The 20,268-nt window shown below is 75.2% G+C and carries 18 protein-coding genes; 11 read left to right on the top strand and 7 right to left on the bottom strand.

Annotated features, from left to right (window positions below):
• Together KPL57_RS12080 and KPL57_RS12075 are read right to left on the bottom strand one after the other, a co-directional pair.
• A partial coding sequence (locus tag KPL57_RS12080; RefSeq protein ID WP_226351657.1) for an MFS transporter occupies positions 1 to 1,117 on the bottom strand: 1,117 nt, incomplete at its 3' end.
• Positions 1,118 to 1,206: 89 nt separating this feature from the next.
• Positions 1,207 to 3,357 carry a malate synthase G gene (locus KPL57_RS12075; protein WP_226351656.1) on the bottom strand — a complete coding sequence of 717 codons (2,151 nt, stop codon included), beginning with the start codon at positions 3,355 to 3,357 and terminating at the stop codon, positions 1,207 to 1,209.
• Between the two features lie 175 nt (positions 3,358 to 3,532).
• Between KPL57_RS12075 and KPL57_RS12070 the strand changes: the two genes are divergently transcribed.
• The 3 genes from KPL57_RS12070 (at position 3,533) to KPL57_RS12060 (ending at position 7,611) form a co-directional block, all read left to right on the top strand.
• Positions 3,533 to 4,987: an FAD-binding oxidoreductase gene (locus tag KPL57_RS12070; RefSeq protein WP_020622066.1), complete on the top strand. Its 1,455-nt coding sequence runs from the start codon at positions 3,533 to 3,535 to the stop codon at positions 4,985 to 4,987.
• A gap of 82 nt (positions 4,988 to 5,069) precedes the next feature.
• The gene (locus KPL57_RS12065; protein WP_226351655.1) at positions 5,070 to 6,215 is read left to right on the top strand and encodes an FAD-binding oxidoreductase; all 1,146 of its coding nucleotides are present in this window, start codon (positions 5,070 to 5,072) and stop codon (positions 6,213 to 6,215) included.
• A 7-nt stretch (positions 6,216 to 6,222) separates the two neighbouring features.
• Positions 6,223 to 7,611: a (Fe-S)-binding protein gene (locus KPL57_RS12060; RefSeq protein WP_226351654.1), complete on the top strand. Its 1,389-nt coding sequence runs from the start codon at positions 6,223 to 6,225 to the stop codon at positions 7,609 to 7,611.
• 24 nt (positions 7,612 to 7,635) lie between these two features.
• On the opposite strand, the gene KPL57_RS12055 is transcribed toward KPL57_RS12060, so the two are convergent.
• The gene (locus tag KPL57_RS12055) at positions 7,636 to 8,520 is read right to left on the bottom strand and encodes a LysR family transcriptional regulator (RefSeq protein ID WP_264197998.1); all 885 of its coding nucleotides are present in this window, start codon (positions 8,518 to 8,520) and stop codon (positions 7,636 to 7,638) included.
• Between the two features lie 98 nt (positions 8,521 to 8,618).
• Here KPL57_RS12055 and KPL57_RS12045 point away from each other — a divergent pair, with 98 nt between their 5' ends.
• Positions 8,619 to 9,509, top strand: a complete 891-nt coding sequence (locus KPL57_RS12045) for a TIGR03564 family F420-dependent LLM class oxidoreductase (RefSeq protein WP_226351653.1) — start codon at positions 8,619 to 8,621, stop codon at positions 9,507 to 9,509.
• An 11-nt stretch (positions 9,510 to 9,520) separates the two neighbouring features.
• Here the strand turns inward: KPL57_RS12045 and KPL57_RS12040 are convergent, their stop codons facing one another.
• A complete protein-coding gene (locus tag KPL57_RS12040; protein ID WP_226351652.1) occupies positions 9,521 to 9,877 on the bottom strand; it encodes a hypothetical protein in 357 nt (118 codons plus the stop codon).
• A gap of 315 nt (positions 9,878 to 10,192) precedes the next feature.
• Between KPL57_RS12040 and KPL57_RS12035 the strand changes: the two genes are divergently transcribed.
• Entirely contained in the window at positions 10,193 to 10,417 is a 225-nt protein-coding gene (locus KPL57_RS12035; RefSeq protein ID WP_020622071.1) for a hypothetical protein, read from the top strand.
• Between the two features lie 81 nt (positions 10,418 to 10,498).
• Here KPL57_RS12035 and KPL57_RS12030 read toward each other — a convergent pair whose 3' ends face one another.
• A complete protein-coding gene (locus tag KPL57_RS12030; protein ID WP_226351651.1) occupies positions 10,499 to 11,500 on the bottom strand; it encodes a thiamine-phosphate kinase in 1,002 nt (333 codons plus the stop codon).
• Positions 11,501 to 11,585: 85 nt separating this feature from the next.
• On the opposite strand from KPL57_RS12030, the gene KPL57_RS12025 reads away from it, so the two are divergent.
• Together KPL57_RS12025 and KPL57_RS12020 are read left to right on the top strand one after the other, a co-directional pair.
• Positions 11,586 to 11,822: an Lrp/AsnC family transcriptional regulator gene (locus KPL57_RS12025; protein ID WP_020627802.1), complete on the top strand. Its 237-nt coding sequence runs from the start codon at positions 11,586 to 11,588 to the stop codon at positions 11,820 to 11,822.
• A 28-nt stretch (positions 11,823 to 11,850) separates the two neighbouring features.
• Positions 11,851 to 12,372 (top strand): DUF3515 domain-containing protein, encoded by a 522-nt coding sequence (locus KPL57_RS12020; RefSeq protein WP_226351650.1) that lies wholly within the window; start codon positions 11,851 to 11,853, stop codon positions 12,370 to 12,372.
• On the opposite strand, the gene KPL57_RS12015 is transcribed toward KPL57_RS12020, so the two are convergent.
• Both KPL57_RS12015 and KPL57_RS12010 read right to left on the bottom strand, forming a co-directional pair.
• Complete coding sequence (locus KPL57_RS12015; protein ID WP_075307684.1) at positions 12,373 to 13,443, bottom strand: D-alanine--D-alanine ligase family protein; 1,071 nt, start codon at positions 13,441 to 13,443, stop codon at positions 12,373 to 12,375.
• A gap of 23 nt (positions 13,444 to 13,466) precedes the next feature.
• Positions 13,467 to 14,822 (bottom strand): PLP-dependent aminotransferase family protein, encoded by a 1,356-nt coding sequence (locus KPL57_RS12010; RefSeq protein ID WP_226351649.1) that lies wholly within the window; start codon positions 14,820 to 14,822, stop codon positions 13,467 to 13,469.
• A gap of 68 nt (positions 14,823 to 14,890) precedes the next feature.
• Here KPL57_RS12010 and KPL57_RS12005 point away from each other — a divergent pair, with 68 nt between their 5' ends.
• The 4 genes from KPL57_RS12005 (at position 14,891) to KPL57_RS11990 (ending at position 18,575) form a co-directional block, all read left to right on the top strand.
• On the top strand, positions 14,891 to 15,544 hold the full coding sequence (locus tag KPL57_RS12005) for a pyridoxamine 5'-phosphate oxidase family protein (protein WP_020622422.1): 654 nt from the start codon (positions 14,891 to 14,893) through the stop codon (positions 15,542 to 15,544).
• Positions 15,545 to 15,642: 98 nt separating this feature from the next.
• On the top strand, positions 15,643 to 16,623 hold the full coding sequence (locus KPL57_RS12000; RefSeq protein WP_255676766.1) for a mechanosensitive ion channel family protein: 981 nt from the start codon (positions 15,643 to 15,645) through the stop codon (positions 16,621 to 16,623).
• Positions 16,624 to 16,646: 23 nt separating this feature from the next.
• Positions 16,647 to 17,030 (top strand): globin, encoded by a 384-nt coding sequence (locus tag KPL57_RS11995; protein WP_020622424.1) that lies wholly within the window; start codon positions 16,647 to 16,649, stop codon positions 17,028 to 17,030.
• Between the two features lie 186 nt (positions 17,031 to 17,216).
• Entirely contained in the window at positions 17,217 to 18,575 is a 1,359-nt protein-coding gene (locus KPL57_RS11990) for a hypothetical protein (RefSeq protein WP_226351647.1), read from the top strand.
• The last annotated feature ends 1,693 nt before the right edge of the window (positions 18,576 to 20,268 follow it).

Genomic DNA, 20,268 nt, shown 5'->3' with positions numbered 1-20,268 from the left:
GACCAGGCAGAGCGCCTGCACCCCGGCGACGACGAGCAGCAGCACCGGGTACCCCGCGACCCCGGTCAGAGCCGAGAGCAGCATCGGCAGCAGGAACCCGAGGTAGGTCAGCGAGTAGAACACCGCGGTGAGCCCGACCAGGTGCTCCGCGCGGCGATCCGCTGGACCTCCTGCAGCCCGGACAGCAGCACGAATCCGTAGCCGGCACCGAGCAGCGCGGCCGCGACGAACGCCACCGGGATGCTGCGCCCGGCCGCGCCCAACGCGGCCACCACCGTCCCGGCGACGACGAGCGCGAGCCCGATCCGGGTGGCGGCCAGCGGCGAGCGGGCGTCGACGGCGCGGCCGGCGGACTGGCGAGGAACCCGCAGCCCAGGGTGACGGCGGTGAGCAGGGTCGCGTCGAGCAGCCCGTAGCCGCCGAGGACGTCGCCGAGCGCGGTCGGCTGCACCGCGAACGACAGCGCGGCGGCGCCGAACACCCAGGGCGCGGCGGGCAGCACCAGCCACCGGAAGCGCGGGTGGGCGGCGGCGGGCACCCGCAGGTCGCGCAGCCAGGACCGGGAGCGGCCCGGCTCGACCGTCTCCGGGGCGGCCACGAGCCACCAGGTGACGGGGACCATGAGCACGATGTGCACCAGGTAGGGCAGCTCCATCGGCAGCGGCGCGAACTGCGCGAGCAGCCCGCCGACCAGCGGGCCGAGTCCGAATCCCGCGGTGAGCGCGAGTGCGGCCCGCCGCGCACCCTCACCCTCGCCGGACAGCTCCTTGACCCAGGTCGTCGCCACCGCCATCGCGACGCCGATGCACAGGCCGAACAGCAGTCGTCCGATGTAGAGGAGGGGCTCGGAGAACGCCCCCAGCGCGATGACGGCACTGGCCGGGATCGAGGCGGCCGTGGCGGGCAGCAGCACCCGGCGCCGCCCCCAGCGGTCCGACGCCGGCCCGCCGACGAGCAGGCCCGGGGCGAGACCGAGCACGTAGACGCCGAAGAACGCGGCGACCACGGTCGCCGAGTAGTGGCCCTGCTCGCGGTACATGACCATCAGCGGGCTGAACTGGTTGGCGCCGTAGCCGACGCCGAACAGCACCAGCGCGGGCCGCATCCACGGCTTCACGATCCTCGTCCTCCCTGATCACGACGACGCCCCCGGGAACCCGTCCCGGGGGCGTCGTCGTCGACGGTGGTGGTGACGGTGATGCGACCTCAGGCCGCGGCCTTGGCCCGCTGACGCCAGCGGGTGAGCGTCCGCTCGGTGTAGCCGTTCGGCTCGGTCGCCCCGCTGAACACCAGCTCCAGCGCGGCCTGGAACGATTCGCTGGACTCCAGGTCCTTGGCCATCGCGGGGTAGCCGTCCTCGCCGGCGTTCTGCTCGTCGACGACGGCGGCCATCCGGGCGAAGGTGTCGCGCACGACCGCCTCGTCGACGACGCCGTGCCGGAGCCAGTTCGCGACCAGCTGCGCGGAGATCCGCAGGGTGGCGCGGTCCTCCATCAGCCCCACGCCCTCCAGGTCCGGCACGGTGGAGCAGCCGATGCCCATGCCGACCCAGCGCACCACGTAGCCGAGGATCGACTGGGCGTTGGTCTCCAGCTCGTGGGTCACGTCCTCGGCCGACAGCGACGACGCGTCGGTGACCGGGACCTCGAGCAGCGCGCGACGGTCGGCGGTGGGGCGGGAGGCGATCTCGTCCTGGACCCGGTGCACGTCGACGCGCAGGTAGTGCAGCGCGTGCAGGGTCGCGGCGGTGGGCGAGGGCACCCAGGCGCAGTTCGCGCCGGCCTTCGGGTGGCCGATCTTCTGCTCGATCATCTCGGCCATCGCGGCGGGCTTGGCCCACATGCCCTTGCCGACCTGCGCGGTGTGCGCGAACCCGGCGGCGAGCGCGACGTCGACGTTGCGGTCCTCGTAGGTCGTCAGCCAGGTGGTCGACTTCATGTCGCCCTTGCGCAGCACCGGGCCCGCGGCGAAGCAGGTGTGGATCTCGTCGCCGGTCCGGTCGAGGAAGCCGGTGTTGACGAAGATGACCCGGTTCGCGGCCTCGGCGATGCAGGCGGAGAGGTTGACCGAGGTCCGCTTCTCCTCGTCCATGATGCCGATCTTGAGGGTGTTCGGCTGCAGTCCGAGGGCCTCCTCGACGGCGCCGAACAGCTCGACGGTGAGCGCGACCTCCTCGGGCCCGTGCTGCTTGGGCTTGACGATGTAGACGCTGCCCGCGCGGGAGTTGGTGTGCGGGCCCTTGCCCTGCAGGTCGTAGAGCCCGGCGACGGCCGAGACCAGTGCGTCGAGGACGCCCTCGGCGATCTCGCCGCCGTCGGCGGTGCGCACGGCGTTCGTGGTCATGTGGTGGCCGCAGTTGCGGACCAGCATGAGCGACCGTCCGGGCAGGGTGAGGGCGGAGCCGTCGGCCGCGGTGTACTCGCGGTCCGGGTTGACCCGGCGGGTGACGGTCTTCCCGCCCTTGCGGAACTCGGCGGTCAGGTCACCGCGGAGCAGGCCGAGCCAGGTGCGATAGGCCAGGGCCTTGTCCTCGCCGTCGACGGTCGCGACCGAGTCCTCGAGGTCGACGATCGTGGTGACCGCGGACTCGAGCACGACGTCGGCGACGTCGGCGTGGTGCTGGGTGCCGACCTGGGTGGTCGGGTCGATCGTGATCTCCAGGTGCAGCCCGTTGCGGGTCAGCAGGACGGCGCCGCGGCCGTCACCGTCGACCGGGCGGAAGCCGGCGAACTGCGCGGGGGCGGCGAGCCCGACCGTGCCGTTCGCGGCGGTGTCGACGACGAGCCCGTCGGTCGACGGCCGGTAGGCGGTGGCGTCGGCGTGGCTGCCCTTCGCGAGCGGGAACAGCTCGTCGAGCAGCTCGTCGGCGGCGGTGATGACCTGCGCGCCGCGGCGCTCGTCGTAGCCGGGGGCGAGCTCGTGGTCCTGCGGCAGTGCGTCGGTGCCGTAGAAGGCGTCGAACAGCGAGCCCCAGCGCGCGTTGGCGGCGTTGAGCGCGTAGCGGGGCACGGTGGAGGGCACGACCAGCTGCGGGCCGGGGATCTCGGCGATCTCCGGGTCGACCCGGTCGACGTCGATCGTCGGGGACCGTTCCGGGAGCAGGTAGCCGAGGTCGGTGAGGAACTTCTCGTAGTCCTCGACCGAGCCGGTGCCGTGCTCGCGGTGCCACTCGTCGATGCGTGCCTGGATCTCGTCGCGACGGGCCAGTGCGTCGGCGATCTTGGGAGCGAAGCGCTCCTGGAGCCGCGCGAGGGTCGCCCAGAAGTCGTCCGCCGTGAGGTCGACGTCGGACAGGAGCTCGCCCTCGACGAAGGACCTCAGGTGCTCGTCGACCTGCAGGCCGGCGGTGTCGGCCATCTGTGACCACCCTCTCCGTGTGGATGTCGGAACTGGTCGCATTTCTACCAGTGGATTATCTTTTCCGCATCACGGAAGTGACGCGGACCCTGTCCGTGACGTCGAACAGGCGTGGCGTCACCGTGTCGACGTACCCTCCCGTGAGCCCCGCCACGCGCAGCAAGGGAGTCCAGCGATGCCTCTGGCCCGCTCGATCCACGACGAGTTCGTCGCCCTCCTGGGTGCCGCGGACGTGCTCGACGACCCGGTCCGGACCCGGACCTACGAGTGCGACGGCCTGACCGGCAGCCGGGTCGTCCCCGAGCTGGTCCTGCTGCCCCGCACCGCCGACGACGTCGCCGGGTGTGTACGGATCTGCGCCCGGCACCGGATCCCGTTCGTCGCCCGCGGCGCCGGTACCGGCCTGTCCGGCGGCGCGCTGCCGGTGGCCGAGGGCGTCGTCATCGGGCTGAACCGGCTCAACCGGGTGCTCGAGGTCGACCCGGAGAACCGGCGCGCGGTGCTGGAGCCCGGCGTCACCAACCTGGAGATCACCGCGGCGGCGTCGCCCCACGGGCTGTACTACGCCCCGGACCCGTCGAGCCAGCAGGTGTGCACGATCGGCGGCAACGTCGCGGAGAACTCCGGCGGCGCGCACTGCCTGAAGTACGGCTTCACCACCAACCACGTGCTGTCGATGGAGGTCGTGCTCCCCGACGGCGAGGTCGTGACCCTCGGGTCGGACTCGATGGAGCAGTCCGGGCCCGACCTGCGCGGGGTGTTCCTGGGGTCGGAGGGCACCCTCGGGATCGTCACGAAGGTGACCGTGCGGCTGCTGCGCACCCCCGAGGTCATGCGCACGCTGCTGGCGGACTTCCCGTCCGTGTCGGCGGGGGGCCAGGTGGTCTCCGACATCGTGGCGGCCGGGATCGTCCCCGCCGCGGTCGAGATGATGGACGCGCTGGCGATCGAGGCCGCCGAGGGCGCCACCGGCGCCGGCTACTCTCTCGACACCCCGGCCGCGCTCGTCGTCGAGCTCGACGGCACCGTCGAGGAGTGCGAGGAGCAGTTCGCGCTGGTCAAGGAGATCTGCGACCGGCACGGCTGCACCCGGCTGCACATCGCGGGATCGCCGGAGGAGCGGGCGAACATCTGGCGCGGCCGCAAGGCGGCGTTCGCCGCGGTCGGCCGGATCTCGCCGGACTACATCGTCCAGGACGGCGTGGTCCCCCGGACCCGGCTCGCCGAGATCCTCGAACGGATCGACGAGATGGGCTCCGAGGCCGGGCTGCGCGTCGCGAACGTCTTCCACGCCGGCGACGGCAACCTGCACCCGCTGGTCCTGTTCTCCGCCGCGGAGGGCCAGACCGACGAGGCCGAGCACCTGTCGGCGCGGATCGCGGAGCTGTGCGTCGAGATGGGCGGGTCGCTGTCGGGCGAGCACGGCATCGGCACCGACAAGGCCTGTTCGATGCCGCGGATGTTCGGCGAGGACGACCTGGCCGTCATGCGCCGCATCCGCGACGGCTTCGACCCCGACCACATCTGCAACCCCGGCAAGCTCCTGCCGACCCCGCGGCTCTGCGGCGAGAAGCCGGGGCGCTACCGCCCGCACCCGCTGGAGGAGGCGGGCCTGATCGAACGGCTGTGACCCGTCCGGCCGACCCGTCCGGCCGACCCGTCCGGCCGACCCGTCCGACCGACCCGCACGCGACCCGGAAGGGCCCGACGACATGACACGCGCCGCTCCCACCACGCTGCGCCCCATCTCGGCCAAGGAGGTCCGGGACGCCGTCCTGGACACCCCCGGCCGCCTCGCGATCACCGGCGCCGGCACCGCCGCCGGCTGGGCAGGACGCGCGGACGACGACGTCGCCGCGACGCTCGACCTCTCCGGGCTGTCCGGGGTGATCCACCACAACCCCGGCGACATGACCGTCTCGGTGCACGCCGGGACCCCGGTGCTCGCGCTGCAGGAGCACCTGGCCGAGCACGGCCAGCGCCTCGCGTTCGACGCCGCCCGGGTCGCCCGCGGCGCCACCGTCGGCGGGCTGCTCGCCACCGCCGACGCCGGCCCGTCCGCCCTGGTCTGGGGCGGTCTGCGGGACCTGGTCATCGGCACCACCTCGGTACTCGCGGACGGCACGATGGTCCGCTCCGGCGGGCACGTCATCAAGAACGTCGCCGGCTACGACATGGCCAAGCTCCTGCACGGCTCCCACGGCACCTTCGGCCCAGTGGTCGAGGTCGTCCTGCGGCTGCACCCGGTCCCGAAGGCGGTCGCCTGCGTGGCCGTCGACGGCCCGGTGGCCGAGGCCGCGTCGCGGGTGCTGGAGCTGATGGCCAGCCCGCTGGAGCCGATCGCCGTCGAGTGGGTCTCCGGCGACCCGGGACGTCTGCTGGTCCGGCTGGAGGGCGGGGCCGGGACCCTGCCGGCGCGGGTGAAGAGGCTGCGCGAGCTCCTCGGGGCCGACGCAAGGGAGGTGGGTCCGGACGCGTGGGACGCCCACGCGTCGCTGACCGACGGCCCGCACGCCGGCGGCGGCGCCGACGGGCCCGCCCGCGACGGCGCCGTCGTCCGGATCGGGTGCGCCCCGACCCGGCTGGCGCCGCTGGTGGAGCAGCTTCCCGCCATCGCCGTCACGGCCGGGCTCGCGACCGGCGTCGCGACCGTCACCGTGCCGGGGGCCGCCGTGACCGAGGTGCACGACGCCGTCGCCGCGGTCGGCGGCACGAGCATGCTGCGCGACCGCCCCGAGGCGCTGGACGCCCCGGCGTGGGGCCCCGCGCCGTCCGCGCTCGCGCTGCTGAAGGCGATCAAGAACCAGCTCGACCCCGAGGCCCGGTTCGCCGCCGGTCGCTTCGCCCCCTGGATGTGAGGCACGCATGACGAGCACCCACGAGCCCGTAGGCACCCCCGCCGGAGCGGCCGAGACCAAGATCCCGCAGCAGGGACCGAGCGCGTTCGACCCGGGCCACCCGCCCCAGCGCGAGCTGCTCGACGACTGCGTGCACTGCGGTTTCTGCCTGCCGACCTGCCCCACCTACGTGCTGTGGGGCGAGGAGATGGACTCCCCGCGCGGCCGGATCCTGCTGATGGACCTGGCCGAGAAGGGCGACATCACCCTCGACGGCCCGTTCACCGAGCACATCGACAACTGTCTGGGCTGCATGGCGTGCGTGACCGCCTGCCCGTCCGGGGTGCAGTACGACAAGCTCCTGGAGTCGGTGCGCCCGCAGATCGAGCGCAACGTGCCCCGCAGCGCGTCGGACAGGCTGTTCCGGGACGCGATCTTCTCCCTGTTCCCCTACAAGCGACGGCTGCGCGCCGCCGCCCTGCCCGGCGCGCTCTACCAGCAGCTGCGCAAGGTCCCCGCGATCCGCAGGCTCGCCGAGAAGCTGCCCGACCAGCTCGCGGCGATGGAGTCGTTGCTGCCGCCGGTCTCGGTGCGCGAGGCGTTCGCGCGGCTCCCGGTGCACACCCCGGCCGTCGGCACCCGCCGGGCCCGGGTGGCGCTGCTCACCGGGTGTGTGCAGGACGTGTTCTTCCACCGGGTCAACGAGGCCACCGTGCGGGTGCTCTCCGCCGAGGGCTGCGACGTGCTCGTCCCCCGCGACCAGCAGTGCTGCGGCGCGCTGGAGGTGCACGCCGGGCGCGAGGAGTCCGCCCTGGACCGGGCCCGGCGCACCATCGCCCGGTTCGAGACCCTCGACGTCGACGCGGTCGTCACCAACGTCGCGGGCTGCGGCTCGTCGATGAAGGACTACGGCCATCTGCTCGCCGACGACCCGGAGTGGAAGGACCGCGCCGCCGCCTTCTCGGCGCGCTGCCGCGACGTGCACGAGGTGCTCGCCGACCTGTACTCCCGCGACGACGACGGCGGCCCCCGTGCCCCGCGCACGCCGGTCCCCGGCCGGGTCGCCTACCACGACGCCTGCCACCTCGGGCACGCCCAGGGTGTGCGCAGCCAGCCCCGCGAGGTGCTGCGGACCATCCCGGAGCTGGAGCTGGTCGACATCGCCGAGGCGTCGCTGTGCTGCGGCTCGGCGGGCATCTACAACATGGTCAAGCCGGACGCGGCCGCCGACCTGGGCGTGCGGAAGGCGGAGAAGATCCGGGAGGCGAGGCCCGACGTCGTGGTGACCGCCAACCCGGGCTGCCTGCTGCAGATCGGGAAGTACCTGCCGAGCGAGGACGTCGCCGACGTCCCGCTGCTGCACCCGGTGCAGCTGCTCGACGCGAGCATCCGCGGGGCGGCCGTCCCCCGGCGCTGACGGGCCGCCGGACCCGGTGCCCCGTCATGCCGACGCCAGATCGGTGAGGTCGGCGTCACGGAACGCGTCGACGACCGCGGCGAGGCAGCCCGGGGTCGTCGACGACGGCGCGACCACCGACCCGGTGACCGTCACCGGTGGGTCGAGCGGGATCTCACGCACCCGCGACGCCCCGGACGCCGCGGCCCGCCCGGCGGGCAGCAGCGTCCACCCGGTGGGATCGGCCCCCATCTCCGCGACGACGGCCTCGCCCACCCCGACCGGCCGGCCCATCCGGGCCCCGGACGGGGCGACCGTCCGGGCGAGGGCGTCGTGCCAGGGCGGGTCGGTGTCCCGGCACGGCGGCCGGAACGGCCCGGCCGCGGCCAGCGCCGACAGCCGCACCGAGGACCGGCGCCCCAGCGGGTGCCGGTCGGACACGACCGCGTGCAGCTGCTCGCTCCACGCCGGGCGCACCACCAGGCCGGGTCCCGAGGGCTCCCCCCGGGCCACCGCGAGGTCCAGGAGGCCGTCGGTCACCGCCGACAGCCGCTCGGGCACCGCCAGGTCGAACAGCTGGACCTCGAGATCCGGGGAGCACTCCTGCAGCCGGCGCAGCGCCAGCTCCAGACGACCGGTGAGCCCGGGCGCGGTGCCGACGCGGATCCGGGTCGCCGGCGCGTCCACGACCGCACGCACCCGCTCCGCCGCCGCCAGTGCCTCCCGCGCCGCGGCCAGCACCCGGTGCCCGGCGGGGGTGAGCCGGACGTGGCGCGAGGACCGGTCCAGCAGCCGGGTCCCGAGCTCGCGTTCGAGCCGGGCCACCTGTTGGCTCACCGCGGGCTGCACGATGTGCAGCCGCTCGGCGGCCCGGCCGAAGTGCAGCTCCTCGGCCACCGTCACGAAGTAGCGCAATCCGCGCAGTTCCATCCCGCACCCTCCCCGACCTCTGTCGATCACGAACGCCGATCGCTGCGCGGGTTGTTCCGGTCTGGTTCCCCGGGCTCGGCGCGGCTGCACTGGTGACCATGCGGATCGGAACCCTGAACCTCACCCCCGACGGCCCTGCCGCCGTCCGGGAGACCGTGCTCGACGCGGGCCGCCGGGGCCTCGACGCGGTCTGGGCCAACCAGATGCCCGGCAGCTGGGACCCGTTGACCCTGCTCGCCGCGGCGGAGCCGGGTACCGGGCCCGCCGAGCTCGGCACCGCGGTCACCCTGACCGGTCCCCGGCACCCCATCGCGCTCGCCGCCCAGGCACTGACCACGCAGGCGGCCCTCGACGGCCGGCTGACGCTCGGGGTGGGCCCGGGCCACGCCCCCTACCTCACCGGTGAGCTCGGGCTGCCGTTCGACGCGCCCGCCGCCCGGACGCGGGAGTACCTGGAGGTGCTGATCCCGCTGCTGCACGGGGAGCGGGTGACCCACCGAGGCCGGTTCCTCGACGTCGACACACAGCTCACGTTGCCGCGGCCGGTGCCGGCGCCGCGGGTGCTGCTGTCGGCCCTCGGCCCCCGGATGCTGGAGATCGCCGGGGAGCTGACCGACGGCACCGTCGTGACCTGGGTCCGTCCGGAGTTCGTGCACGACCACCTGCGGCCCGCGCTCCCGGACACCGCTCGGATCGTGGTCTCCGTGGTGGTGGGCGTGACCACCGACCCCGACCGGATGCTGGAGTCGGTCGCGCAGGACTTCTCCGCCGTCGGGACGCTGCCCAGCTACCGGGCGCTGCTGGACCGCAGCGGGCTCCGCGGGCCGGAGGACACGGTGGTGGCCGGATCGGAGGAGCACCTGGCGCGGGAGTTCGCCCGGTTCGCCGAGGCGGGTGCGACCGACCTCGTGGTGCTCGACCTGAACCCCGAGGGCCGGTCGGCGCTCGACGTGGCGACCACCCTGTCGTCCTCGCACGTCACCGCCTGACGCCGCCCCGTTCAGGAGGGGCCCCGCCGGGTACGACCCTCCGGGCGCCGGTGCGACCGGCGCCATGCCGTGGCGCCGGCCGTCCGGGTACGTCCGGGCGCCCCGCCGGCGGGGACCGGGGACCCGGTGTCGCCGCCGGCCGGGCGGGAGCCACCGGCAGTGCGGGAGCCGCTGGCAGGGCGGGAGCCGTCGTCCGGTCGCCGGTGCAGCGCCCGCAGCTCCGCACGCAGCGCGACGATGTCCCACTTGCGGGCGGTGTGTTCCCGCTCCAGCCGTTCCAGCCGCCGGTGGGCCACCACGAGCAGCACGCCGGCGGCGATCCATCCCGCCAGGGCGGCCCACGCCACCACCGCCACCAGCCCCGACACACCCGCTCCGTCCACTCGTCCCGCCTGCTCGGCATTCACCGTAGCGAGCACCCGGGTGCCCGACGGCCCGCCCGGTGAGCCACCGCACACGTCTCCGGCACACGTCACGTCGGTACCCTGGGCGGGCAGGCACCGCCGCCCCGCGCTCCCCTTCCCGGGCCCCGCGGTGGCCCGTCACGAATGCGGCACGCGCGGAGGGACCCCGGCCCCGGCGGGCACGGGACCCGGCGATGTACCCCGCCCGAGACCGTGAGGAGGCCGGAGATGCAGCAGTTGGTCGGTAACGATCGAGCCACCGCGAGCGATGGAACGGCCGTGGAGGAGACGACCGTGCACCCCGAGAAGACCCCGTCGCCCGATGCGCGCCACTTCCCGCAGACCCTGGTCGCGATGGACCCGCCGACCCTCCCGGCGGCCCACCTGACCCCGCCGCCCGCGGAGTTCCGGCAGTTCCCGGCCCCGCAGCGGTCGGTCCCCGGTCACCCCAGCCTGCGCAACCGGCTGCGCCGGGCGCTGCTGTTCTGGCGCCGCGGCGCCTGAGCCCCGATCTTCCGGCGGCCCGGTCCCTCACCGAGGGGCCGGGCCGCCGTCGTGTGCGCGTGCCGCGGTCGGTGGCCGCGGTCAGTAGCGGGTGAAGTGGGCCCAGCCGGCGTCGCCGTCGTAGGGGCGGCCGTCGACAGTGACCGCGGGGCCCTCGGCATCCGCTGCCTCGACGGCCCCGACCTCGGTCCAGCCCTCGGGCAACGGCGCGTCGCCGGGGAAGGTCGCCGCGAGCGCGTGGTCCTCACCGCCGGTCAGGACCCAGCGCAGCGGGTCAAGGCCCAACGCCGACGCGATCTCGGCCAGCCGCGCAGGCACCGTGAACGCCCGCGACCGCAGCCGCAGCGTCACCCCCGAGGCCCGCGCGACGTGCGCCAGGTCGGCCAGCAGGCCGTCCGAGACGTCGATCATGGAGGTGGCGCCGGCGTCGGCGGCCTGCGGACCCGCGGAGTAGGGCGGTTCCGGGACCCGGTGCGCGTCGACCAGCACCGCCGGGGACCGGAACCCACGCTCGAGTACCGCCAGCCCGGCCGCGGACCAGCCCAGCCGCCCGCACACCGCCACCCGGTCGCCCGGCCGCGCGCCGGAGCGCAGCACCGGCGAGCGACCCTGCAGGTCCCCCAGTGCCGTCACCGAGACCACGATCACCGGCGCCGAGGTCAGGTCGCCCCCGACGAGCCCGGCCCCGGTCGAGCGGGCCTCGGCCCACAGCCCGTCGGCCAGCTGCTCGAGCTGCGCCGCGGGCGTCGACGAGGGGCACGCCAGCCCCACCAGCAGCGACGTGGGCACCGCCCCCATCGCGGCGATGTCGGCGAGGTTCGCGGCCGCGGCCTTGCGTCCGACCTGCTCGGGGCTCGACCAGTCGAGCCGGAAGTGCACGCCCTCGACGAGCACGTCGGTGCAGGCGACGACCCGCCCGTCGGCCGCGGTGACGACGGCCGAGTCGTCACCGGGTCCGAGCTCCGTCGTAGCCGGTTGGACACGGTCCGTGGTGACCCGGTCGATCAGGGCGAACTCACCGACCTCCCGGAGTGAGACACCGGTCTCGGAACCGCCCTCGGGCGTGATCGCGGATGGGGACACGGGGGCGGCCTCCGGTAGGTTCTGCGTCCGACATTCCTGCCGTCAACCATCCGGCAGGTCGGCAGTTACCGGAAAGGGGCACGCCGTGGTGCAGGCATACATCCTCGTCCAGACCGAGGTCGGCAAGGCCGCCTCGGTCGCCTCCGAGATCGGGGGTCTGCCGGGCGTCGTCTCGGCCGAGGACGTCACCGGCCCGTACGACGTGATCGTGCGCGCCGAGGCGGACGACGTCGACGAGCTCGGCCGGCTGGTCGTGGCCCGGGTGCAGAACGTCAACGGGATCACCCGGACGCTCACCTGCCCCGTGGTCAAGCTGAGCTGAGACGGGGACAGACGTGGCAGGGGCACGCGTGTCACCACCGGTCGTGGTGGCACTCGCGCTGCCCCTGCTGCTCGCCGTCGTCGTGGCGGGGCTCGCGGTCTGGGCCCGCCTGACGACGGGGCCGGACACCGGCCCCCTGGAACTGCCGGCACGGGCCGCACCGCAGGCGTCGTCGCCGTCGTGCGAGGCGGTGCTGCGGGCGCTGCCCACCGCGCTCCCCGGTGACACCGGCGACCTCGCGCCGCGCGAGATCGACCCGCAGGTCCCCGGCGCACGGGCCTGGGTCGCCGAGCCCGAGCCGGTCGTGCTGCGCTGCGGCACCGAGCGGCCCGCCGAGCTGGGGCCGACCTCGCCGCTGATCGTGGTCAACGGGGTGAGCTGGCTGCCGCTGGGCACGCCGCCGGGTGCGCTCGCCACGACCTACGCCGTCGTCGACCGCGGGGTGTACCTGGAGCTGTCCGCACCCACCGAGACCGGCCCGGGGCCGCTGCAGGCGGTGTCCGACGCGGTCGTCGACACCCTCCCGCCGCAGCCGGTGCGGGTCCGCTAGCTACCGCAGCCCCGTCCCGCGGGCCAGCGCGGTGTCGATCATGGTGCTGAGCAGCTCGGAGTAGTCGAGGCCGGTGACCGCCCACATCTTCGGGAACGCCGAGCTCGGAGTGAAACCGGGCATCGTGTTGACCTCGTTGACGGTGATGTCGCCGTCGTCGGTGACGAAGAAGTCGACCCGGGCCAGCCCCTGCACGTCGAGCGCGCGGAACGCGGTGATCGCCTTCCACCGCAGCGACTCGGTGATCTCGTCGTCGAGCTTGGCGGGGATCTGCAGGTCGGAGGTGTCGAGGTACTTGGACTCGAAGTCGTAGAACTCGCCGGTGTAGCGCAGCTCGGCGGGCAGGCTGGCGCGGACGCTGCCGTCGGGGAACTCCAGCACCGCGCACTCGATCTCGCGGCCGGGCACGGCCGCCTCGACGAGCACCTTCGGGTCGTGCCGGCGGGCCTCGGCGACGGCGGCGTCGAGCGCGGCCGGGTCGGTGACCCGGGTGACGCCCATCGAGGACCCGGCGCGGGCCGGCTTCACGAACAGCGGCAGCCCGAGGCGGTCGCGGTCGGCGAACCCGATGTCGGTGCCGGGGCGGAGCACGACACCGTCGGCGACGTGAAGGCCCTCGGCGCGCAGCAGCTTCTTCGCGAACTCCTTGTCCATGCCGACCGCGGAGGCCAGCACGCCGGCGCCGACGTAGGGCAGGCCGGCCATCTCCAGCAGCCCCTGGATGGTGCCGTCCTCGCCGAACGCGCCGTGCAGGATCGGGAAGACGACGTCGACCGAGGTCAGCGCCTCGCGCGCGTCGAGGCGGACCAGGCCGCGGCCCGGCTCGCCGGGCAGCACCAGGGACTCGGCCGCGCCGTCGACCTCGGGGAGCTCCCGGCCGGAGATCGCCAGCCGGGCGGGGTCGGACGGGCCGGCCACCCATGCGCCGTCCGGGGTGATCCCGACCGGGACGGCCTCGAACCGCTCCGGGTCGAGGTGGGTCAGCACGCTGCCCGCGGACACGCACGAGATCGCGTGCTCGGAACTGCGGCCGCCGAAGACGACGGCGACCTTCACCCGGTCGGCACTCATGGGGCCCGAGGGTAGGCGGGGGCTCACAGCCGGGCGGCGGCGCACCCCACCAGCGCCGCCAGCGCGGCGGTCAGCTCGGCCCGTGTCCCGGCCGCGTACCCGACGACCAGCCCGGACGTGCGGGGCGTGCCCTGGTGGTAGTCGGCCAGCCCGCGCACGGCGACGCCGCGCCCGGCGGCCGCCGCGATCGCGGCCCGCTCGCCCTCGGGCGGACGCAGCACCAGGTGCGCTCCGGCCGGGTCCCCGTGGACCGCCCAGCCCGCCGCGCGGGCCGTGGCCAGCACCTGGGTGCGGCGCTCGCGGAGCTCGCGGCGCAGCCGTCGCAGGTGCCGGGACAGGTCGCCGCGCGCGGCGAGCGCGGTGAGGACGAGCTGCCCCGCCGGCGACGGCCGGGTGCCGGTCCGGGCGCGCAGGTCCCGCCAGGCGTCGACGACGGCGGGTGGCGCGACCACCCAGCCGACCCCGAGCGTCGGGCTGAGGATCTTGCTCGCCGTGCCCAGGTGCACGACGTGGCCGGGTGCGAGCGCGGCCAGCAGGGGCAGCGGGGCGACGTCGTAGCGCAGCTCGCCGTCGTAGTCGTCCTCGATGACCAGGAGGTCCTCGGTGCGGGCCCGCTCAACCAGGGCGACCCGGCGGGCGGCGGAGAGCCGCACCGCGGTCGGGAACTGGTGTGCGGGGGTGGTGTAGACCGCCGCGCATCCGGCCGGGACCGCGTCGACGACCAGGCCGTCGTCGTCCACCGGCACGCCGACGACCCGCAGCCCGGCGGCGCGCAGCGCGCTGACCGCCCGCGGGTACCCCGGTTCCTCCACGGCGACGGTCGCCCCCGGGGGCAGCAGCCGGGCCAGCTCCGCGACGGCGGCTGAGGTCCCGGCGGTGGCCAGCACGGTGTCCGCGGGCGGGGTGAGCCCACGGTGGCGCAGCAGGTGCCCGGCGACGGCCTCGTGGAACGGGGCCAGCCCGTCGGCGCGGGGGCGGTCGTCCGGGGGCGGGTCGGCGGCGGCCCGCCAGGCACGGCGCCACATCGCGGGGTCCAGCGCCGCGACGCACGGCCGCCCCGGGTCCAGCACCGACGGCTCGGCCCGCGGCCGGGGCCCGGTGGTCGCTCCCGGGCCCGTGGGGGCGGGCCCGGGGACCGCGGTCACGAACGTCCCCGCGCCCACCCGACCGGTGACCCAGCCCTCGGCGAGCAGCTGGTCGTAGGCCGCTGCGGTAACCGTCCGGGACACCCGCAGCGTCGTCGCGAGCCCGCGGGTCGACGGGAGCCGGTCCCCGGGCCGCAGTGCACCGCCGGCGGCCGCGGCGCGCAGGGCGTCGGCGAGCTGGACCGCCAGCGGGGTCGCCCCGGCGCGGTCGAGGACGATCGGGAGATCCGGCACAGTGGCCTTTCGTAAGGGGACGGAAGTGGCCGTTCCAGGATGCCACTGTCGCCGGTCATGCTCGGGGTGTGACGCTATCCCCCACCACCCGCAGCACGCTGGGCCGCAAGCGCGACCGGGCCGCCGTCGACCGGGCCGACCTGCACGCGGTCCTCGACGACGGCCTCGTCGCCCACCTCGGCTTCGTCCGCGACGGCGCACCCGTCGTCCTCCCGACCGCCTACGGCCGCGACGGCGACACGCTGTTCCTGCACGGCTCGTCCGGGGCCCGCTACCTGACCGGGGACACGCTGCCCTGCTGCGTGACCGTGACCCACCTCGACGGCATCGTGCACGCCCGCGCGCTGATGCACTTCTCGATGAACTACCGCAGCGCCGTCGTCCACGGCGACGCCCGCCGCGTCACCGGTGACGACGAGCGTCTGCACGCACTGCGGGTGATCGTCGAGCACCTCGCCCCGGGCGCCTGGGACCACGCCCGCCGCCCGGACCGCCGGGAGCTGGCCGCCACCGCGGTGTTCGCCCTCGACCTGGCCGAGGCGAGCGTGAAGAGCCGCTCCGGGCCGCCGTCGGACGACGACGCCGACGTCGCCGCCGGTCTCGCCTGGGCCGGCGTAGTGCCGCTGCGAACCGTCGCAGGGCCTCCGGAAACTGCCCCTGACCTGCAAGGACACCGACCGGTTCCGGACCACGTGCGCGACCGCCGTCACACCGGAGGGTGACGTAGCCTCGGGGGCTCCGACGCAGCCCTCACCGCCCCCGAGGAGGACTCGTGACCCCCGTCGTGCTGCCCGACATTCCTCTGCAGGACGTGTCGCTGATGCCCGACTGCGTCCAGGACGCCGGCTCGTGGTGCGCCACGCTCTACCGCTGGACCAGCAACGACTTCCTGGCCCAGCACGCGGACACCCTGGTCAGCAAGACCGTCGCGATCACCGTGATCGTCGTGGTCGCGGTGCTGTTCCGCTGGCTGGCGCACCGGGCGATCGGGCGGATGGTCGACGGCGCCACCAACGGCCGGTTCACCGCGCTGGTCGGCCGGGCCCGCCGGTTGCGGCCGGGCGGCCGTGGGGCCGCCGCCCCGGCGGACCCCGGCACCCAGCGACGGGCGCAGCGGGCACGCACGATCGGCTCGGTGCTGCGGTCGATCGTCTCGGCGGTGGTGCTGCTCGTCGCGGTGATGATGGTCATGAACGAGCTCGGCTACCCGCTGGGCCCGCTGCTGGCCGGCGCCGGGGTGATCGGGCTCGCCATCGGTTTCGGTGCGCAGAACCTGGTGCGCGACTTCCTGTCCGGCATGTTCATGCTGCTGGAGGACCAGTACGGCGTCGGCGACGTCGTGGACGTCGGGGAGGCCGTCGGCACCGTCGAGGCGGTCGGCCTGCGGATCACCACGATCCGCGACATCAAGGGCACCGTCTGGTACGTCCGCAACGGCGAGATCCTGCGCGTGGGCAACATGAGCCAGGGCTACGCGGTCGCGGTGGTCGACCTGCCGATCGCGCACCACGCCGACGTCGAGGAGGCCACCGAGCTGGCAGGGAGGACCGCCACCGAGCGCGCCGCCCAGGACGACATCGCCGGGGACGTGCTGGAGGCCCCCGAGGTGCTCGGCGTCGACAAGATCGGCCCGGAGGGCGTCACGCTGCGGATCACCGTGCGGGTCAGCCCGGGCCGGCAGTGGGCGGTGCAGCGCGCGCTCAACGGCGCGATCACCGACGCCTTCGACGACCACGGCATCCCCCGGCCGATGGTGTTCCCCGGCGCGGCCCTCGACGGCCCGGCCCAGAAGCAGAACTGACGGATCCTGGGAGACTGGTCGGCGTGAGTGCACCGCAGAACTTCTACGCCGAGGTGGGCGGCGCGCCGGTCTTCCACCGGATCGTCCACCGGTTCTACGAGGAGGTCGCCCGGGACGAGGTGTTGCGGCCGCTGTACCCGGAGGAGGACCTCGGCCCGGCCGAGGAGCGCCTGCGGCTGTTCCTGGAGCAGTACTGGGGCGGCCCGCGCACCTACTCCGACCAGCGCGGCCACCCCCGGCTCCGGATGCGGCACGTGCCGTTCAGGATCGGCCCGATCGAGCGCGACGCCTGGCTGCGCTGCATGCGGATCGCCGTCGACGAGGAGAACCTCTCCCCGGAGCACCGTGACCAGCTGTGGAACTACCTGCAGTACGCCGCGGCGAGCATGCAGAACTCCGAGTTCTGACCTCGGTAGGGGCATTACCACACAGCGTGATCATCCACTCGCCAGTCCGGCGGCCGTTCGAGTGATGTTCGGACGCTTTCCGGGCTGATCCACCGCCGAACGTGACCGAACGCGTCCGGGCTCGTTGGACGGATCGCCGCCGCGGCACGTCGGGCGGCTCGTAGTCACCCGTCTTGGGGGTTCATCGTGAGCGTCTCTCCCGCACCGTCCGGTCCGCATCGGCACGAGCCGGTCAACGGGTCGTCGCGGCACGCGCACCCCGGCGGTGACGCCGGGGCCCACCCCGACCGCCACGACGGCGAGGACGGCTCGTGGTTCACCGTCGTGCTGCGCGGCTACGACCGTGGCGAGGTCGACAGCCGGCTGGCCGAGCTCGACCACCGCATCCACGACGAGATCCGCCGCGCGGACGCCGCCGAGCAGTCGCTGTCCGCGGCCCGTGCGCAGATCCGGCGACTGCAGGAGCAGCTGGAGAACGACTCCGCCGCCCGGGCCGGCGAGGACCGCCGCGCCGAGGAGGCCGGGTTCGGCCGGCGCGTCGAACGCGTCCTGCAGGCCGCCGAGCAGGAGGCAGCCGAGCTGCGCGGGCGCGCGGCCGACGAGGCCGCGGAGATCGTGGAACGCGCCCGCCGCGAGGCCGAGGACCGTCGTTCCCGCACCGAGGAGGCACTGCTCGGCCGCGCCGCCACCCTGGACCGCGAGTTCACCTCCCGCAGCAGCACCCTCGACGACCGCGAGCGCGACGCCGACCGCCGCGAGCGCGATCTCGCCGAGCGGGAGCGCACCGTGTCCGACCGGTTGTCCGACGTCCGCACCGAGGCCGAGCGCATCCTCGCCGACGCCCGTTCCGACGCCGAGCAGACGCTCTCCGCCGCGCGCGCCGAGGCCGCCGCGCTGCTGCGGGACGCCGAGCAGGGCGCCGGGGAGCGGCGGTCGGCGGTCGTGCGCGAGGTAGAGCGGCTCGCCGCGCTGCGCGACGACGTCCGTGACGAGCTGACCCGCGTGCAGCGCACCCTCGCCGAGGAGCTGGACCGTGAGCCGGTCTCGGCCGCCCTCGACGACGCCCTGTTCGGCCCGGCACCGCTCTCCCCGCCGGCCCTGCTCACGTCGTCGGTCTCGTCGTCGTTCCCGGGGCCGTCGTCGGTCTCGTCGTCCTCCCCGGCTTCGTCCGCGGCGTCGTCCTCGGACGGGGACCCGATCGCGTCGGTGTCGGAGCTGGGCTCCCGGTCGCCGATCGACCCTGCCGACTCCCTCTCCGGGTCGAGCACGGACCACGGCACCGACGACGACACCGACGACGAGGACGCGCCCGTCACCGGCTCCCTGCTCCTCGGCCCCGGTCGCCGCCCGGCCGAGGAGGACGCGGACAGCACCACCGTCGGTCGCATCCCGCCGATCTCGCTCACCTCGATCGGGGTCCTCCCGTTCGGTGATCTCGGAACGGGCCGTGACCAGCCCCGGACCAGGACAGACGCCGCAGGCGGGACGACCCGGACGGGGCGGGGGGCGACCCGGGGTCCGGGCCCGGGACGACGCTCGCGATAATCGAATCGTTATGTGCACCCGACCGCCGCAGAACGCATGACGTCGGCGCCCGGTCACCCGGGCCCCGACGACCGCTCCCCCGGCGTGCCGACGGCCCGCCGGGCCCCGATCCGAACCCCGACGGGCTCGGCGAGGCGATCCGGACCGGCCGCGTGCCGGTGGTCCCCGGCTCCCTGGTCGATCTGGTCATGCGGTCGGGCTCCGGGGAGGAACCGGAGCGGGAGGCCACGTCCGAGGACGACGGCGCCCGGCGCGAGCCGACCCCGACGGGCTTCACCGAACTGGTGTCCCGCGACGGCGGTCCCGCGCCCTCGGCACGTCCGACCCCGGGACCGCGGCCCGCCGCCCCCGAACCGCCGTCGGATCCGGGTGACTACGCCGATCTCGGCGACCTCGGCGACGACCCGTTGGGCGTCGGGCCGCTGCCCGACGAACCCGGCGATGACGGTCTCGACCCCCTGCACACCCCGGCGGACCGCTTCGCGCCGCCGCCGTCGTTCGCGCCGGACTCACCGGACGGGCTGACGACGCCCGCGACGGACGGCGCTCCGACGCCGCCCCGGCCCGGTCCGGTGGACGCTGCTCAGCCGGATCCCCGGCCCGCTCCGTCGGACTCCTCCCGGGCGGAGGACGCCCCGCCGGGTCCCGCACCGGAGGCGGGGAGCCCCGTCACCGGGACGGGTGGGGACCGGCCGGACCCCGTCGCCACCCCGGCGGAGGGCGGCCGTCGCACCGACGCCGGCCCCGGGCCGGACGGTGTGCCGGTCACCGAGCCCGCACCGACCGTCGTCCCCCCGATCGCGCCCACCCCCGCGGCCGCTCGGCGACGACACCCGCCCCGCCGCGGGCCCCACCCCGAACCAGGACCCGACGCCGTCGCCCTCGGCCGGGGACAGCACGGGCTCCGGCGCCACCGGGTCCGACGACGAGGGCCGGGACACCGGGGAACAGCACACCGCGAAGCGGTGGCCGCCACGCCCGGCGCGCAGCAGCGCCGACGGCCCGGAGACCGACATCCTGCCCCCCGGCGCGCTGATCGGGCACTACCCGAACACGGGCTCCACCGACGGCCGGGCCGAGCAGCCGCCCGCGCGGCCCTCGACCCCACCGTCCGGGAGCCGTCCGACCATGCCCGGCCACCGGCCCCCCGCCCCCGCGGGCCCGGAGCGGCGTCAGGCGCCCCGTCCGGCGATGGGTGGTGTCCCGTCCGGTCCGGCGATGGCCGGTCTGTCGGGCAACGACCTGTTCGCCACCGTCGGCGGCGACCCGGGCAGCGGTTTCGGCCGGCTCCCGAGCCGCGCCGACGACCCGCGGGACTCCCGCACCGACGGCGCGGCCGCCACCCCCGACGCGGAGCGCCCTCCCCCGACGGCGCCCCCGACGACCTCGACCGCGCCGACTCCCTCCGGGCCGACTCCGTCGGCGACGATTCCCTCCGAGACGACTCCGTCCGGGACGACTCCGTTGCCCGGGGCGACGTCCCGGGCCCGGCAGCCGCCGCGTTCTCCGGACCGACCCGGACCGGGGCGTTCCCCGGCCTCGGCGCGGGTCCGGACGAGCGGCCCGGCGGAGAGGGCACCAACGGGTACCCGGACGGTCGGCCCGGCGGGCACGGCACGAACGGTTACCCGGACGGTCGGCCCGGCGGGCAGGGACCGCACGGGTACACCGACGGTCGGCCCGGCGGGCCGGG

The organism is Pseudonocardia sp. ICBG601 (genome assembly GCF_020496245.1).
The sequence above is the reverse complement of the archived record's forward strand: the minus strand, read 5'-3'. Positions and strand labels throughout refer to the sequence as shown.

Bases quoted from the DNA above. Each gene is read 5' to 3' on its own strand.
- KPL57_RS12045 (WP_226351653.1), top strand. From the start codon at position 8,619: ATGCGGATCGGAACCCTGAACCTCACCCCCGACGGCCCTGCCGCCGTC.
- KPL57_RS12055 (WP_264197998.1), bottom strand. From the start codon at position 8,520: ATGGAACTGCGCGGATTGCGCTACTTCGTGACGGTGGCCGAGGAGCTG.
- KPL57_RS12075 (WP_226351656.1), bottom strand. From the start codon at position 3,357: ATGGCCGACACCGCCGGCCTGCAGGTCGACGAGCACCTGAGGTCCTTC.
- KPL57_RS12060 (WP_226351654.1), top strand. From the start codon at position 6,223: ATGACGAGCACCCACGAGCCCGTAGGCACCCCCGCCGGAGCGGCCGAG.
- KPL57_RS12000 (WP_255676766.1), top strand. From the start codon at position 15,643: ATGCCCGACTGCGTCCAGGACGCCGGCTCGTGGTGCGCCACGCTCTAC.
- KPL57_RS12070 (WP_020622066.1), top strand. From the start codon at position 3,533: ATGCCTCTGGCCCGCTCGATCCACGACGAGTTCGTCGCCCTCCTGGGT.
- KPL57_RS12015 (WP_075307684.1), bottom strand. From the start codon at position 13,443: ATGAGTGCCGACCGGGTGAAGGTCGCCGTCGTCTTCGGCGGCCGCAGT.
- KPL57_RS12065 (WP_226351655.1), top strand. From the start codon at position 5,070: ATGACACGCGCCGCTCCCACCACGCTGCGCCCCATCTCGGCCAAGGAG.